The sequence below is a fragment of the Thioalkalivibrio sp. ALE23 genome (assembly GCF_000378545.1).
Lineage (GTDB): Bacteria > Pseudomonadota > Gammaproteobacteria > Ectothiorhodospirales > Ectothiorhodospiraceae > Thioalkalivibrio.
In genome coordinates this window covers 129,715-143,613 of record NZ_KB900034.1, presented here as the reverse complement: position 1 = coordinate 143,613, position 13,899 = coordinate 129,715, and the positions used below count along the sequence as shown (strand labels likewise).

Here is a 13,899-nt window from a genome sequence, read left to right as displayed (position 1 = left end):
GGTCTAGAAGAACGTGGTTACCGCCGAATCCAGCGCATCGCGCATGTCCGGATCGTCGGTAATGGGCCGGACCAGGGCCATGCGACAGGCGGCCAGCGGCTGCACGTTTTTCCCGATCAGCGTGGCCGCATACACCAGCATGCGGGTGGAGATGCCCTCGTCGAGACCGTGCCCCTTCAGATTGCGTGCACGCTCGGCCACGCTGACCAGCTTGTCCGCGACATCCTCGCTCACGCCACCCTCGTGCGCGACGATCCGTGTCTCGGTCGCATGATCCGGATAGTCGAAATCCAGCGCGCCGAAGCGCTGCTTGGTCGATTGCTTCAGGTCCTTCATCAGGCTCTGATAACCCGGGTTGTAGGAAATCACCACCTGGAAGTCGGGATGCGCCTCGACCATCTCCCCCTTTTTCTCCAGCGGGAGCACCCGCCGGTTGTCGGTCAGGGGATGGATCACCACGGTGGTGTCCTGACGAGCCTCGACAATCTCGTCGAGATAGCAGATCGCCCCGAGCCGGGCCGCCATAGTCAGCGGTCCGTCCTGCCAGCGGGTCCCCTCCGCATCCAGCAGATAGCGCCCCAGCAGATCCGAGGCGGTCATGTCCTCGTTGCAGGCCACCGTCACCAGCGGCTTGCCCAGCTTCCAGGCCATGTGCTCCACGAAGCGCGTCTTGCCGCAGCCCGTCGGACCCTTGAGCATCATGGGCATGCGCGCCGCATACGCCGCCTCGTACAGCTCCACCTCGTCGGCAACCGGCTGGTAATAGGGCTCTGCGGTCACCCGGTATTCGCGCAGTTCGTCCTGCATGGCAATGCTCCTTCACAAAAAGGCCGGGCTGCGCCCGGCCATGCTCGCGTTCCCGTCCCGGCTCAGTCCGGCCAGACCCGATCCGGATGCAGATTCTCCCAGGGCGCATCACCGGTGGCACGATCGTCATTGCCCGGCGAGTCCTTGCGGCTCCCGCGGGTGCCGCCGGAGGCCGGCTTCTTCGTCGTCGTTCCACTGTTCTTGCGCGTGCCGCCGGACCCGCCAGACCCGCCGGAACTGCCCGCGGTTTTCTTTGCAGCGGGCTTTTTCGCCGTGCTGCCGCGCGTCCCGGTCGTCGCCTTGCCGGCCGACGACTGGCCCGAGGCGGGCTTCTGCGCCGGCTTGTTCTCCGCCGTTTTCTGCTCCGTGGCGGACTCCGACCTGGCACTCGACTTGTCCTCCGTCGAAGTGCCCGTTGCCTCGCCCTTGTTGTCCTGGTTTTCGCGCGCCGCACGCACGCCGGCCGCCAGCTTGTTCTGCAGGTCACTCATTGTGAAACCTCCTCGATGATGGCTTCGATCTCGGCCGCCGCCGCCTGTCCGGGTTTCCCCAGATCATAGACGGAGCTGCCTTCCAGCGCCGAACGCCGGTAGATGGCCCGCCGCCGCAGCGTCTGCTCCAGTGCGGGAATGTCGATCTCCATGAGGGCGTGCTTCATTGCGCGCGAGAGCGCGCTGCGCACCTCAAGCTGGTTAACCACGATACGCGCCTGCAGATCCCGGTTCGCCCGTTGCGCGTCCTCCAGGCCCGTCCCCATGCGGACACTGCCCCACAGGTCCACCGGCGAAGGAAGCACCGGGATCAATGCCAGGTCCGCCGCTGCCAGGGCCCCGTTCACCGCACCGCCTTCCAGGGTCGGCGGACAGTCGATGACCACGAAGTCATAATCGCGCCGCAGATTCGCCAGCTCCCGATCCAGCGGCCCGGCCACCGCGAACACGGATGCCGGGAACGGCTTGCGCTCCGAACTCATGCGCGCCCATTGCCCCGCCGAACCCTGAGGATCGGCGTCGACGACCAGGGTCCGGCCGCGCCGGGCCAGCCCGGCCGCGAGATTCATCGTCAGGGTGGTCTTGCCGGTCCCGCCCTTCTGATTGACGACCGCGATCACCCGCGAGCCCATTACAAACCCCGGGTCATGAAGTCACCTCGCCGGCGAGCCGGTCGACCTCGAGCGCGAAGGCGCGATCCGCCTCGCCGATGGCCTCGCCGTCCCGGGCGTCGATGGTGATGTTCACGTAGGTCGTCCCGAAGCTGATGTTCGGATGATAACCGTCGGCCTCGGACAGATCCGCGACCCGGTCGAGGAAATCCCGCGTCACCCCGTAACGATCAAAGGTGTACTGCTTGCTGATCGACACCAGCGAACCCTTGCCAGGCTCCCAGCCTGCGGGAACCACGTCACCGTTCTCGGCCATCGGAATCTCCGCTGCCGTTTGCATTCATTTGAGCATCGATCTCGCGCACGTGTTCCCACTCTTCGTCGAGCAGGGCCGCAAACAGCGCGGCATCCTCACGCGCACCGGTCCGACGACAGTACGCCACCGCTTCTTCGTACATCCGCACCGCATCCAGCTCCAGCGCGCGGTTGTACTCCATCAGCTGGCGGACCGAACGCCCCAGACGCACCGGTGCCAGCTGGCTGCCGGGAGGCGCCAGCCCGTAGTGCATCAGGCGGGTCATCAGGCGATCCGCATGCTCCAGTTCCTCCTGCGCTTCCCGCCGCAGCGAGTCGCTCAGTTCCGCCATGCCCCAGAGCGCGGTCAGCCGCGCCTGGGCCATGTACTGCTGGACCGCCGACATTTCATGCGCGACGGCCCGGTTCAGACAGCCCACGATCCGTGGATCGGCCATCGGCGTATCCTCAGCTGGCGGAGCCGCTGGCGCTGGGCGCGCTCGGCAGGATGCTTTCCACTTCGGAATGCACGCGGGCAATGATATGCGCAGCCACCAGGCCGTCGCCCACACGCTCGCAGGAATCGGCACCGGCACGCACGGCCGCGTTCACCGCACCCGTCTCGCCGCGAACCAGAACCGTCACGTAACCACCGCCCACGAACTGGCGGCCAATCAGACGCACCTCGGAGGCCTTGGTCATCGCATCCGCCGCCTCGATCGCCGGAACCAGACCGCGGGTCTCGATCATGCCCAGGGCCACACCAAAGTTTTCACTCGCCATTTTTCAGACTCCTATAAACGCGTTTGCTTGAATCAGTTTTAGTTGCCGACCTTCTCGGGCAGGATGCTTTCCACTTCGGAATGCACGCGGGCAATGATGTGCGCAGCCACCAGGCCGTCGCCCACACGCTCGCAGGAATCGGCACCGGCACGCACGGCCGCGTTCACCGCACCCGTCTCGCCGCGAACCAGAACCGTCACGTAACCACCGCCCACGAACTGGCGGCCAATCAGACGCACCTCGGAGGCCTTGGTCATCGCATCCGCCGCCTCGATCGCCGGAACCAGACCGCGGGTCTCGATCATGCCCAGGGCCACACCAAAGTTTTCACTCGCCATTTTTCAGACTCCTATAAACGCGTTTGCTTGAATCAGTTTTAGTTGCCGACCTTCTCGGGCAGGATGCTTTCCACTTCGGAATGCACGCGGGCAATGATATGCGCAGCCACCAGGCCGTCGCCCACACGCTCGCAGGAATCGGCACCGGCACGCACGGCCGCGTTCACCGCACCCGTCTCGCCGCGAACCAGAACCGTCACGTAACCACCGCCCACGAACTGGCGGCCAATCAGACGCACCTCGGAGGCCTTGGTCATCGCATCCGCCGCCTCGATCGCCGGAACCAGACCGCGGGTCTCGATCATGCCCAGGGCCACACCAAAGTTTTCACTCGCCATTGCTATTTTCTCCCGGAGTTACGGTTACTTCGAAAATTCGACGCTCACGCGGCCCTGCGTCCGCCATCCGAGCGCCCGGTATCGGTCTGGTCCTGCCCAGCCTTGTCCCTGGTCGACGACGACGTGTCGTCACTGCCGTCATCCCAGTAATCAATGATCCCCCCGATCGTCAGGTCGGTCAGGATCGAATTGTCGTCCAGCGCCAGGCGCGCGGCCGATCCGCTGATCGTGAACACCCAGTTCCCCGGGTGCGCACCGACCGGATCCACCGCGACCGCGCGACCGCCCTTCGCATCCACCAGCACGCGCAGGGACGCCGTTTTCAGGCCATCGACCCGACGGGTCACCGTCAGCTCGTCCTCCACGCGCATGATGTCCATGTCTTACTGCTCCTCCCAGTGATCGATGATCCCGACGATCGTCGCGTCACTGGGATAGGACTTGTCCCCGGCCGCTTCGCGCGCCGCCGACGAGCCCACCACGATCACCCAGTCCCCCGGGACGCAGCCCACGGCGTCCACCGCCACGGTCCGCGGCCCGCCGACCTTCTCCTGCACCACCAGCAGGGGCCGATGTCCCAGATCGCGAATGCGATTGGTCGATACCAGCGTCTTCTCTACCTTGCAGATCTTCATGTCGTTCCCGTTGGCCTCAGGCCTCCAGCGGCTCCAGCTGCGAACCGCTGCGCTTGTCCCGAATCACCATGTGGCAGCCGATCAGCCCCTTTTCGGACAGATCCCGATAGCGTTTCATGATCTCGTCGCGTACCCGCCGGCAGCGCGCCTCCACCCGCTCGCGCGAACCGGGCACCTTGCGGTCGTAGCGGAAATGCACCACCACCGGCACTGGCAGACCACGTTCCACGTTCAGTTTGCGGAACACCTTGTTCACGCCGACATCCATGCTCTCGGCACCCTCTTCCATGGTGTCCAGATGGGCGATGTAGGCGAAGTTCCGCACCTGCATCTCTTCCACTTCCTGGCCCACGATGATCATCCGTTCGCGATGCCCGACGTCGGCGTAATGGCCACCGTGATAGCGGGCGACGTAGTCCAGCTGCGACAGGTTGTTCATCAACAGCCGCGAGATGAATCGCAGCATGCCCTCGTGCGGCGCCCCGTTCCCGGTGCCCCAGCCCTGCTGATGCACCGTGTCCTGAATCGCGCGATACACCGCGAGCGACGCGTCCTGTTCGTTCATGTCCTGCGTCTCGCGGTACAGCGCCGCGCTGTCCACAAAGCGGTACAGGCTCATCCGCGTCTCGCCATCCGGCACGTGGACCTTGATGGCATCCGTGTCCGTGTCCACCCCGATCAGCAGGGTGTCCACCGACGCGCCGCAGCAGTAGGTGTTTTCCACCGCCTGCCGGAACGCCCGCAGTTGCCGCAGCGCGGCGTCCGCCGCCTCCCGTTCGCAGGAAGCATGAGCGGTGCAGCCCTGGTGATCAGGGTCCGCACTGCTGTAATGGTACGCCGCCACCTTCAGGTACCGGCTCGGCACGTCCGCAGTGGTCGGCCGCCCTTCACGAAACCGCAACAGCTCCCGCTTGGTCCAGTGCCGCACGTCCTCCTCGATATCGAACAGGGCGCCCGCGTAGCTCTTCACCCGCACCGCCATGTCGGGCAGGCGCAGGATAAAACGCCGCAGGCCCAGCAGGCGGCCGTCAGAGCACGGCGAGATATCCACTTCGTGGAAATCGCAGTCCAGGAACCACGCGATCGCCGACTCCGCTTCGGCCACCAGATCGTCGCGCCCGGCCCAGTACTCGTTCACCATCCGGTCAAACAGCCGGAAACTTCCTTCGAGGTACAGCCGCCGGGTATCCAGATGATTGATCCAGGCATCTTCCAGCACCTGCCGCGGCAGGCTCACCCCCAGGCGACTTTCCGCCACCGACTGAGCCCGTTCGGCGAAGTCCTTTTCGTGCTGCATTGCATGGATCTCACGCAGCACCGGGATCAGGGCGGCGAAGCGATCGCGAAACCCCTGTTCGAATCCCTGCAGGCGTTCGTTACCACGCACATCCGCCAGAGGATGCCCCGGCCGCACACCGCTGCCATCGTCGACCGGCGCATAACGCCCGACCTCGCCGAGCTCGGGCCCGCCCGCTGGCTCCGTACCCACGAGGGGTGCCGGTTGAGCCTGCGGCGCCGACGCCGAGCCACGCCCGCTCACATTCCCGCGAGGGCGCAGAGACGTCGGTTTGCGGCGGCGGCGAACGACCATGAGCTCCCGACTCCCCGGATCAGCCGCGGGCGCCGCCGGACAGGGTCACCAGCGACCCGGCGTCCGTACTGCCCGAGGACCCGGTGATCCGGCTCGCAGGCACTTCCTTGCGTTCCAGCTCGCGGTTGCTCCAGGCACTGCTGCCTTCGCCCCGCGGATTCCCGCGCATGCTGACGTTGCGCCGCGTCGAAAAGCCTTCGGTACCGGTCACTGACTCCCCGCGCTGCCAGTCGTCACCGGTAATCGCGAAGTCTCCGCCGGCCCCATTGACGGTCACGCGTTCGGCACCGCCACGGTCCTGCTCCGCAGCCTCAACCTCGGCCATCGCCGCCCGGGCCTGAGCCTGGGCCATGGCCATGGGTACGCCCGCCCGGGCACGCGCCTCTCCGTAACGGAACTCCTCGGTGCCGGACACCAGGCCCACCGCCTTGTTCACCGAGCCCGTGATGGATCCGCTCGAACCGTAGGCCGTACCCGTCACGCGCCGTTCACGCGCCTCGCGGGCCGGAGACGGCACACTGAAGCCGCCCGCCGGCACTTCGGCATCACCCGCCGCCGGGGCGGCCTGGTATGCAGCGGTGGTCTGCATCACCGCGTTCCCTTCGAATCCTTCCGGACGCAGGCGGGGATGCAGGTCGCCGGCCACATTGGCGCAGGTGGACGCGAATTCGTCGGCACCGACATAGGGCGCGCCGGAAACGTCCTGGCAAGCACCGTGTTCGGTTCCGGTCACCCGGTCGTCATAACCCGGCTGACTGCCGGAAACGGCGTGCCCCGGGGTCGAATGCCGCTGTGCGACGCGCACGCCGGCCGAACGCGCTTCCTCGGGGGCACAGTACTGCTGATACTGGTCCGGACCCACGTACGAGGTGCCGCTGATCGGCTTGCACGCCCCGTACTCATCGCCGGTCACGCGCGAGGACGGTCCCATCGCCGGGCCCGAGACCCCCTGCTGCTTCCAGGTACGGCTCATCGTGACCTTGTCCGGGCCGGCCTCCGGCGTGGTGCCGCACAGTGTTTCGTAATGATCGGATCCCACGTATTCCGTCCCGGTAATGGGCTTGCAGCCCCCGTATTCATCGCCGGTGATGCGACTGGACGATTCCACCCGCGTTCCCGACACCTCGCCGCCATGCAGGGTATGCATCACGCCGACCTTGTGGACGCCACCGGCCGCCGGCTGCTCGCAGAGCTCCGCAAAATCGGCCCGGTTGTAGTAAGGCGTCCCCGTCAGCGAGGCGCAGGAACCCGTCTCGTCTCCGGTCACCCGCGGACTGCGATCCACGGCCACACCGGTCAGGGACCGGCCGTGCGCGGTGTGCATCTCGCTGACACGGGAGGCCGCCGGTTCGCCCCGCGTCCCGCAGCGCTGGAAATCCTCGCTACCCAGGTATTCCGTACCCGTCACGGGCTTGCAGTCCCCGTGTTCAACACCCGTCACTGAAGAGGAGCGCCCGACGTCGGTGCCGGTCAGTTCACGACCCCGCAGGGTGTGCATCACACCGGCCCGGGCCGGCGCTCCGTCAGGCTTTCCCGTGCAGGGAACCTCACTGTCGCGGGTATTCAGATACTCGGTTCCGGTCACGCTCCGGCAGGAACCCGACTCATCACCCGTTACCTTCGGACTGCGACCGACCGTTGTGCCGGAGACATCCTCGCCGCGACCGGTGTGCATCACGCCGGTGCGCAGAGTACCGGGGGCCGGACGGGTGCCGCAGAAGCCCTCGTACTGTTCCGTACTGAGATACTCGGTGCCGGTGATCGCCTCGCAACTGCCGCGCTCGTCGCCGGTGACCTGGCGGGACCGCCCCACCTCGGCTCCACTGACTTGCTGCCCGTGGCTCGTATGCGAATGGCCGACCTTGGGCGAATGGGCCTCCGGGAGGGTCCCGCAGTAGCGATCGAAATGTTCCGCGCCCAGGTATTCGGTCCCGGTCACGTCGTAGCAGCTGCCGGCTTCGCCACCGGTCACGGCATAAGTGCTCTCGACCTGGGTGCCGCTCACGTGCCCGCCGGAAAGGGTGGTCCCTTCCTCGACTTTCGGCGGCGCATCATGCTGGGCGTCGTGCCGCGGCCGGCCGCAAGGCCGGCCCGGCTCGGACGAACCGCGGCCAATGCTGCACAGTTCCTGGCGCCGCTGACGCGCGATCTCCCGGGTCGTCATGCCCTTGCGCTGGGCCGCTTTCCACGAGCCCTCGCGCGGCAGATCGGAAGGCCGCTTGGTGCCGGCCTGATAACGCCGACGCAGCGCCTTCTTGCCCTGGCTCGCCATTGCGTCCCGGCGCGCCATGCAGATGGCCCGCACGTCGGAGATCATCGGCTTGATCTCGCGATCGTTCTCGTCCTGACGCTGTTCCACCTGCTCGCACAGGCGATCCAGCCCCTGGTCCAGCGCCTCTCCCGCACGTTCGGCGGATTCATCGGCCGCCGGCGATTCCGGCTGCCGCGCGGCCTCCCGCGGCGGACGCGTCGGGCGCGGCGGTTCCGGGTCGCGCTCACGGCCACGCAGACGATCCTCGCGCCGCGGTTCGGTCGCCATCGCCTTCTTGCCGTTCTGCGCCAGCGCCTGACGGCGCAGGCGGCAGATCTCGCGGCCGCTCATGTTCTCGCAGTCCACGTCCTGGCTCTGCGCAAGGACTTCGAGCTGCCGCGAGCGTTCGGAGCCGGCCCGGGCAAATCCGCCCGAGCCGCGCGTGCTGCCCCGCCCCAGGGCCTTTTTGCCCTGACGTGCCATCTTCTGCCGACGCTCGAGCGCGGCCTGACGCCCGTTGGAGGCACCCTGGTGGGCGCCCGGAGGCGGCGCGTCGGACCCATCGGTCTGCCGCTCCGCCCGCGGTTCGGCGAACCGGGGCTCGGGCTGCGCGGGCGCGTCGGACTCACGCCCCGATTCCGGGGCCGAGGGAGCCGGCTCGGGCGCAGGCGCCGCGGGCGCGGGGTTCTGACGAACCACCTGGGACCGCGAGACGCCCTGGTTCGAGCCCTTCACGGCGGCCTTGCCATTGCGGGACATGGCCTTGCGCCGTTCGCGGGCCAGCTCGCGACCGGAGAGGCCTGCAGACGCGGATGTCGGATTACTCATGGCACTTCCTTACAGTTGGCGACGGCAACAGTAAAACCCTGTATGGAATGGCCGGGCCGGCGACAGCCGACCCGGCCGCAGCCGGATCAGCGGCCGCGATCGACCACGAAGGCCATGCCCAGGCTCTGGGCGTAGTTATCGTACGCGACGAAGCGCACCATCATGCCGGGATTGCTGCGACGGCACTCTTCGATTTCCTGCAGCACGGCTTCCACCGACTGCTCACCGAAGAAGGGCAGCTTCCACATGTACCAGTAGGGGGACATGGCGTGCTCCTTCTCGGAGTACTCCACGGAGGGGTTCCAGCCCTGCGCGAGGCAGTATTCGATCTGCTTGCGCACCTGGTCGGCGTTCATCTCCGGCAGGTAGGAGAAGGTTTCGTACTTCTGCACCGGCTTGAAGTTCTGAATATCGGACATGTCGGTCATCCTGTGTCTGGTTCGTTCAGGGTGCGGACGGCGCCGCCAGCGGCCGTCCGCACTCGGGCGATCACTTGTGCTGGGAATCGAGCTTGTCGACGGTGTCGAACTCGAACTTGATCTCCTTCCAGGTTTCCATCGCAATCTTCAGCTCGGGGCTGTGCTGCGCGGCCTGGGTGAGGATCTCCTTGCCTTCGCGCTCGACGTCGCGGCCTTCGTTACGGGCCTGGACGCAGGCTTCCAGCGCCACGCGGTTGGCCGTCGCACCCGGGGCGTTGCCCCACGGATGGCCCAGCGTACCGCCGCCGAACTGCAGCACGGAGTCGTCGCCGAAGATGGTGACCAGCGACGGCATGTGCCAGACGTGGATACCACCGGAGGCCACCGCGAACACGCCCGGCAGGGAGCCCCAGTCCTGATCAAAGAAGATACCGCGGGAGCGATCTTCCGGGACGAAGGATTCGCGCAGCATGTCGATCCAGCCGAGGGTCGCGGCACGGTCGCCTTCCAGCTTGCCGACCACGGTACCGGTGTGCAGGTGATCACCGCCGGACAGGCGCAGGATCTTCGCCAGCACGCGGAAGTGGATACCGTGCTTCGGATGACGGTCGAGGACGGCGTGCATCGCACGGTGGATGTGCAGCAGCATGCCGTTGTCGCGGCACCAGTTGGCCAGGCCGGTGTTGGCGCAGAAACCGCCGGTGATGTAGTCGTGCATGATGATCGGCGCGCCGATCTCCTTTGCGAACTCGGCACGCTTGTACATCTCTTCCGGGGTCGGCGCGGTCACGTTCAGATAGTGACCCTTGCGCTCGCCGGTTTCGGCTTCGGCCTTCTCGGTCGCTTCCTGCACGAACTCGAAACGCTCGCGCCAGCGCATGAACGGCTGCGAGTTGATGTTTTCGTCGTCCTTGGTGAAGTCGAGACCGCCACGCAGGCACTCGTAGACCGCACGCCCGTAGTTCTTGGCCGACAGACCCAGCTTCGGCTTGATGGTGCAGCCCAGCAGCGGCCGGCCGTACTTGTTCATCTTGTCACGCTCGACCTGAATACCGGCAGGCGGACCACCGCAGGTCTTCACGTAGGCGATCGGGAAACGCACGTCTTCCAGGCGCAGGGCACGGATGGCCTTGAACCCGAACACGTTGCCCACCAGCGAGGTGAACACGTTCACCACCGAGCCTTCCTCGAACAGATCGATCGGATAGGCGATGAACGCGTAGAAGGACTCGTCGTCACCCGGCACGTCCTCGACGGCGTAGGCACGGCCCTTGTAGTAGTCCATATCGGTAAGGAGGTCGGTCCACACCGTCGTCCAGGTCCCGGTGGAGGACTCGGCGGCCACGGCGGCTGCGGCTTCTTCGCGGTCGATGCCCGGCTGCGGGGTGATCTTGAAGCATGCCAGCAGGTCGGTATCCAGCGGCATGTATTCCGGCATCCAGTAGGTTTCGCGGTAATCCTTGACACCCGCGGAGTACTTCTTGGCGGCCATGTGGCTTTCTCCTACGCGTTGGTTAATCGTGACGGTCGCCTAGGTTAGGAAGGTTAACCACTAATAACAAATAAATAATCTAGATACGACCGATTGACGTTCATCTATGGTTTCCCGGGATCCGTCGTTTACGGGTTCCCGGCGATGGGGGGCACGCGACCTTTCCCGCACGCTCCCGCTGATGAGCCGCCCGCGATTCTAGCCGAAAACCCCGGACGGTGCATGCCAATGACGACACGGTTTCGCGGACGCCGGCCGGCAGGCACCCGCAGCACGCCGGCCTGGACTGCGACGAAGGGATAGGGGATGCGAGGGGTGACGAAGGGAAGAAACGGAGCCGCCCGGGACGCCGGGCGACTCCGGGAAGGGCCCGGGAGGTGTCAGGTGCCGCGCAACAGGCGCACCATGGCGTCGGCGACCGCCCGTGCCGACTGCGGGTTCTGTCCGGTCACCAGGCGGCCATCAACCACCACGTGTTCCGCCCAGTCGTCGGCGGCGTCCACCTTGCCACCGCGAGCCTCCAGACGATCCTGCAGCAGAAAGGGGACCGCGGCATCGAGACCGACGCCTTTTTCTTCGCTGTTCGTGAAGGCGGCCACCCGCCGGCCGGAGACCGCGGGGCTGCCATCCTGGAGCATGGCGCCCACCAGACAGGCCGGGCCATGGCAAACCGCGCCGAGTACCTTGTCGTGCTCGAGGAATTCGACGACCAGCCGCTGGACATGCGGATTATCCGGCAGATCGAACATGGTGCCGTGCCCGCCGGGGAAGAACAGCGCTGCGTACTGCTCGTGCTGCACCGACGCATCCAGCGGGATGGTGTCATCCAGGGCCTGTTGCGCGGTCGCCGCCGCGGGCCCGGGGTGGGCCGCCTCGAGGCTCCGCGGGTCCAGCGGAACCGGGCCGCCCCGGGGACTGGCGACCTTGATCTCGTATCCGGCCTCGCGAAACCGCTGATAGGGGTCTGCGAATTCGTCAAACCAGAGTCCGGTCGCATGCCCCGGGGCGAGCTCGTCGTGACTGGTGGTCACGATCAGGATGGTCTGCATCATGGCGCCGTCTCCTTCCGATGGTTGTCCGTGGTGGACAAACGGTGGATCGGCCACGTTCCCGCAGTTGCCTCAGCGGGCCCCTTCCTCATGGTCGGGCAGAGTGATGTTGAGCTCGAGCACCTCGCAGTCCCCTTCGCGATCGACGTTCATCTGCACCGCGTCGTCGTCCACTTCGACGTATTTGCGGATCACCTGCAGCAGCTCCTGCTGCATTGCCGGGAGGTAATCCGGGCCGGAGCGCGCGGCGCGCTCGCGCGCCACGATGATCTGCAGGCGCTCCTTCGCAACGTTCGCACTCTTCTGCCGTGGCTGACGGAAATAATCGAAGATGCCCATGGACTCAGCCTCCGAACAAACGGCCGAAGAAGCCCCGCTTCGGCACGTCCACGAAACGCAGCGGACGCTCCTCGCCCAGGAAGCGGCCGACGGCGTCGTCGTACGCCTGCCCGGCGTCCGACTCCGCGTCGAGGATGACCGGCTGCCCCGCATTGGAGGCATTCAGCACCGCCTGGGATTCCGGAATCACGCCCAGCAGGTCGATCGCCAGGATCTCCCCCACGTCCTCGATGCTGAGCATCTCGCCGCGCTCCACCCGCTCGGGGGAATAACGGGTCAGCAGCAGGCGCCCGGGCATCGGATCGCCGCCCTGTTCCACCTTGCGGGTCTTGGAGGCGAGAATCCCCAGGATCCGGTCCGAGTCACGCACGCTGGACACCTCGGGATTGGTGACCACCACCGCCTCGTCGGCATGATAGGCAGCCATCAGGGCACCCCGCTCGATGCCGGCCGGGCTGTCGCAGATGATGTAATCGAACTCTTCCGCCATCTCGCCGAGCACGCGCTCTACGCCATCCTCGGTCAGCGCTTCCTTGTCGCGGGTCTGCGATGCCGGAAGGATGTGCAGATTCTCCACCCGCTTGTCGCGGATCAGCGCCTGTTTCAGGTTCGCGTCACCGTTGATCACGTTGACGAAGTCATAAACCACGCGCCGCTCGCAGCCCATGATCAGGTCGAGATTGCGCAGACCGACATCGAAATCGATCACTGCGGTCCTGTGGCCCCGCTGGGCCAGGCCGGTCGCGATCGCGGCCGAGGTCGTGGTCTTGCCCACGCCCCCCTTGCCGGAAGTCACCACTACGATACGTGCCATGTTGGCTGCGTCTCCTTAAGAATCGAGGGAAGCGGAATCCGCTCAGGACTCCGTGATGTTGAGGCTTTCGCCCGCCAGTGTCACCAGCCGGTTGTCGCCGCGCTCGGCTTCCGTGATGTCTTCGGCAATCCGGTAGTGTCCACCGATCGACAGCAGCTCGGCCTCCAGGCGGCGACAGAAGATGCGCGCGCTCACCAGCCCGCGCACGCCGGCCAGGGCGCGGCCACGCAACGGCCCCAGTACGGTGATGTGGCCGTCCGCCAGCAGCTCCGCACCGGCGGAGACCGGAGCCGTCACCAGCAGATCCCCGCCGCGTGCGTAGACCTGCTGCCCCGAGCGCACCGGCTGGTCCACCACGCGTGTCGCGCTGTGCACCGCCACCGGCGCCGCCGACGCCGCGGAATCGCGTTCCTCCCCGGCCTCCGCGGATGGGGCCTCCCGCCGCGCACGGCCCTCGCCCAGGGCCACTTCGCCGGAACCGCCGCGGCCACCCATGGCCAGACGCGGCGGCAGTCCGGCGGCATCCGCCGCTTCAAGCGCCTGCGCCGCCTCGCCGTCCTGCAACCCGATCAGGCGAAAGCCCGCGGCCCGCACCTGCTGCACAACCGCGCGCAGCGCGGCGTCCCCGGCATCCGCCACCGGCTGCAGATCCAGCACAATGGGCATGTCGCGCATCAGATCGGGCGCCTCGTCGCGTCGCGCGGCGAGCATGTGGCCGAGGTTGTGCGGCTCGGCGTCGTGCACCCGCAGCACCGAGACCAGCAGCATGCGGCCCTTGAGTTCCATGGCCTGGACGGAGCTGGGGGAAGCGCTCATGCT

The 13,899-nt window shown here is 66.6% G+C and carries 18 protein-coding genes; all 18 read right to left on the bottom strand.

The window, feature by feature from the left end:
* Positions 1-3: 3 nt before the first annotated feature.
* The 18 genes from F573_RS0109445 to minC all read right to left on the bottom strand — a co-directional run bounded on the left by F573_RS0109445 (position 4) and on the right by minC (position 13,896).
* On the bottom strand, positions 4-807 hold the full coding sequence (locus F573_RS0109445) for a CbbQ/NirQ/NorQ/GpvN family protein (RefSeq protein ID WP_018871379.1): 804 nt from the start codon (positions 805-807) through the stop codon (positions 4-6).
* A gap of 62 nt (positions 808-869) precedes the next feature.
* Positions 870-1,298, bottom strand: coding sequence for a hypothetical protein (locus F573_RS0109440; RefSeq protein WP_019022382.1), 429 nt, complete (start codon positions 1,296-1,298; stop codon positions 870-872).
* Positions 1,295-1,930 carry a ParA family partition ATPase gene (gene parA / locus F573_RS0109435; protein WP_018871381.1) on the bottom strand — a complete coding sequence of 212 codons (636 nt, stop codon included), beginning with the start codon at positions 1,928-1,930 and terminating at the stop codon, positions 1,295-1,297. Before parA ends, F573_RS0109440 begins: the two co-directional genes overlap by 4 nt.
* Before the next feature lie 13 nt (positions 1,931-1,943).
* The gene (locus tag F573_RS0109430) at positions 1,944-2,225 is read right to left on the bottom strand and encodes a 4a-hydroxytetrahydrobiopterin dehydratase (RefSeq protein WP_018871382.1); all 282 of its coding nucleotides are present in this window, start codon (positions 2,223-2,225) and stop codon (positions 1,944-1,946) included.
* Positions 2,209-2,661, bottom strand: coding sequence for a bacterioferritin (locus F573_RS0109425; RefSeq protein WP_019022381.1), 453 nt, complete (start codon positions 2,659-2,661; stop codon positions 2,209-2,211). The genes F573_RS0109430 and F573_RS0109425 overlap by 17 nt, the downstream gene beginning before the upstream one ends.
* A 10-nt stretch (positions 2,662-2,671) precedes the next feature.
* Positions 2,672-2,986, bottom strand: a complete 315-nt coding sequence (locus F573_RS0109420) for a BMC domain-containing protein (RefSeq protein ID WP_019022380.1) — start codon at positions 2,984-2,986, stop codon at positions 2,672-2,674.
* Positions 2,987-3,024: 38 nt separating this feature from the next.
* Positions 3,025-3,324, bottom strand: coding sequence for a BMC domain-containing protein (locus F573_RS0109415; RefSeq protein ID WP_019022379.1), 300 nt, complete (start codon positions 3,322-3,324; stop codon positions 3,025-3,027).
* A gap of 38 nt (positions 3,325-3,362) precedes the next feature.
* On the bottom strand, positions 3,363-3,662 hold the full coding sequence (locus F573_RS0109410) for a BMC domain-containing protein (RefSeq protein WP_019022379.1): 300 nt from the start codon (positions 3,660-3,662) through the stop codon (positions 3,363-3,365).
* A 44-nt stretch (positions 3,663-3,706) separates the two neighbouring features.
* Positions 3,707-4,042 (bottom strand): carboxysome peptide B, encoded by a 336-nt coding sequence (locus F573_RS0109405; protein WP_018870590.1) that lies wholly within the window; start codon positions 4,040-4,042, stop codon positions 3,707-3,709.
* A 3-nt stretch (positions 4,043-4,045) separates the two neighbouring features.
* Positions 4,046-4,297 carry a carboxysome peptide A gene (locus F573_RS0109400; RefSeq protein ID WP_018870589.1) on the bottom strand — a complete coding sequence of 84 codons (252 nt, stop codon included), beginning with the start codon at positions 4,295-4,297 and terminating at the stop codon, positions 4,046-4,048.
* Between the two features lie 16 nt (positions 4,298-4,313).
* Positions 4,314-5,786 carry a carboxysome shell carbonic anhydrase gene (locus F573_RS0109395; protein WP_019022378.1) on the bottom strand — a complete coding sequence of 491 codons (1,473 nt, stop codon included), beginning with the start codon at positions 5,784-5,786 and terminating at the stop codon, positions 4,314-4,316.
* 121 nt (positions 5,787-5,907) lie between these two features.
* Positions 5,908-8,967, bottom strand: a complete 3,060-nt coding sequence (locus F573_RS0109390; RefSeq protein WP_019022377.1) for a CsoS2 family carboxysome shell protein — start codon at positions 8,965-8,967, stop codon at positions 5,908-5,910.
* An 86-nt stretch (positions 8,968-9,053) separates the two neighbouring features.
* Positions 9,054-9,386: a ribulose bisphosphate carboxylase small subunit gene (locus F573_RS0109385; protein ID WP_019022376.1), complete on the bottom strand. Its 333-nt coding sequence runs from the start codon at positions 9,384-9,386 to the stop codon at positions 9,054-9,056.
* A gap of 70 nt (positions 9,387-9,456) precedes the next feature.
* The gene (locus F573_RS0109380; protein ID WP_019022375.1) at positions 9,457-10,878 is read right to left on the bottom strand and encodes a form I ribulose bisphosphate carboxylase large subunit; all 1,422 of its coding nucleotides are present in this window, start codon (positions 10,876-10,878) and stop codon (positions 9,457-9,459) included.
* Positions 10,879-11,258: 380 nt separating this feature from the next.
* Entirely contained in the window at positions 11,259-11,930 is a 672-nt protein-coding gene (locus F573_RS0109375; protein ID WP_019022374.1) for a type 1 glutamine amidotransferase domain-containing protein, read from the bottom strand.
* A gap of 69 nt (positions 11,931-11,999) precedes the next feature.
* The gene (minE, locus tag F573_RS0109370) at positions 12,000-12,266 is read right to left on the bottom strand and encodes a cell division topological specificity factor MinE (protein ID WP_018870583.1); all 267 of its coding nucleotides are present in this window, start codon (positions 12,264-12,266) and stop codon (positions 12,000-12,002) included.
* Positions 12,267-12,270: 4 nt separating this feature from the next.
* Positions 12,271-13,080, bottom strand: coding sequence for a septum site-determining protein MinD (minD, locus tag F573_RS0109365; protein WP_019022373.1), 810 nt, complete (start codon positions 13,078-13,080; stop codon positions 12,271-12,273).
* Positions 13,081-13,122: 42 nt separating this feature from the next.
* A complete protein-coding gene (minC, locus tag F573_RS0109360; RefSeq protein WP_051075379.1) occupies positions 13,123-13,896 on the bottom strand; it encodes a septum site-determining protein MinC in 774 nt (257 codons plus the stop codon).
* Between the last annotated feature and the right edge of the window lie 3 nt (positions 13,897-13,899).

Excerpts from the sequence above, each read along its gene's own strand:
- F573_RS0109445 (WP_018871379.1), bottom strand. The coding sequence starts at position 807 with ATGCAGGACGAACTGCGCGAATACCGGGTGACCGCAGAGCCCTATTAC.
- F573_RS0109440 (WP_019022382.1), bottom strand. The coding sequence starts at position 1,298 with ATGAGTGACCTGCAGAACAAGCTGGCGGCCGGCGTGCGTGCGGCGCGC.
- parA (WP_018871381.1), bottom strand. The coding sequence starts at position 1,930 with ATGGGCTCGCGGGTGATCGCGGTCGTCAATCAGAAGGGCGGGACCGGC.
- F573_RS0109430 (WP_018871382.1), bottom strand. The coding sequence starts at position 2,225 with ATGGCCGAGAACGGTGACGTGGTTCCCGCAGGCTGGGAGCCTGGCAAG.
- F573_RS0109425 (WP_019022381.1), bottom strand. The coding sequence starts at position 2,661 with ATGGCCGATCCACGGATCGTGGGCTGTCTGAACCGGGCCGTCGCGCAT.
- F573_RS0109420 (WP_019022380.1), bottom strand. The coding sequence starts at position 2,986 with ATGGCGAGTGAAAACTTTGGTGTGGCCCTGGGCATGATCGAGACCCGC.
- F573_RS0109415 (WP_019022379.1), bottom strand. The coding sequence starts at position 3,324 with ATGGCGAGTGAAAACTTTGGTGTGGCCCTGGGCATGATCGAGACCCGC.
- F573_RS0109410 (WP_019022379.1), bottom strand. The coding sequence starts at position 3,662 with ATGGCGAGTGAAAACTTTGGTGTGGCCCTGGGCATGATCGAGACCCGC.
- F573_RS0109405 (WP_018870590.1), bottom strand. The coding sequence starts at position 4,042 with ATGGACATCATGCGCGTGGAGGACGAGCTGACGGTGACCCGTCGGGTC.
- F573_RS0109400 (WP_018870589.1), bottom strand. The coding sequence starts at position 4,297 with ATGAAGATCTGCAAGGTAGAGAAGACGCTGGTATCGACCAATCGCATT.
- F573_RS0109390 (WP_019022377.1), bottom strand. The coding sequence starts at position 8,967 with ATGAGTAATCCGACATCCGCGTCTGCAGGCCTCTCCGGTCGCGAGCTG.
- F573_RS0109385 (WP_019022376.1), bottom strand. The coding sequence starts at position 9,386 with ATGTCCGATATTCAGAACTTCAAGCCGGTGCAGAAGTACGAAACCTTC.
- F573_RS0109380 (WP_019022375.1), bottom strand. The coding sequence starts at position 10,878 with ATGGCCGCCAAGAAGTACTCCGCGGGTGTCAAGGATTACCGCGAAACC.
- F573_RS0109375 (WP_019022374.1), bottom strand. The coding sequence starts at position 11,930 with ATGATGCAGACCATCCTGATCGTGACCACCAGTCACGACGAGCTCGCC.
- minE (WP_018870583.1), bottom strand. The coding sequence starts at position 12,266 with ATGGGCATCTTCGATTATTTCCGTCAGCCACGGCAGAAGAGTGCGAAC.
- minD (WP_019022373.1), bottom strand. The coding sequence starts at position 13,080 with ATGGCACGTATCGTAGTGGTGACTTCCGGCAAGGGGGGCGTGGGCAAG.
- minC (WP_051075379.1), bottom strand. The coding sequence starts at position 13,896 with ATGAGCGCTTCCCCCAGCTCCGTCCAGGCCATGGAACTCAAGGGCCGC.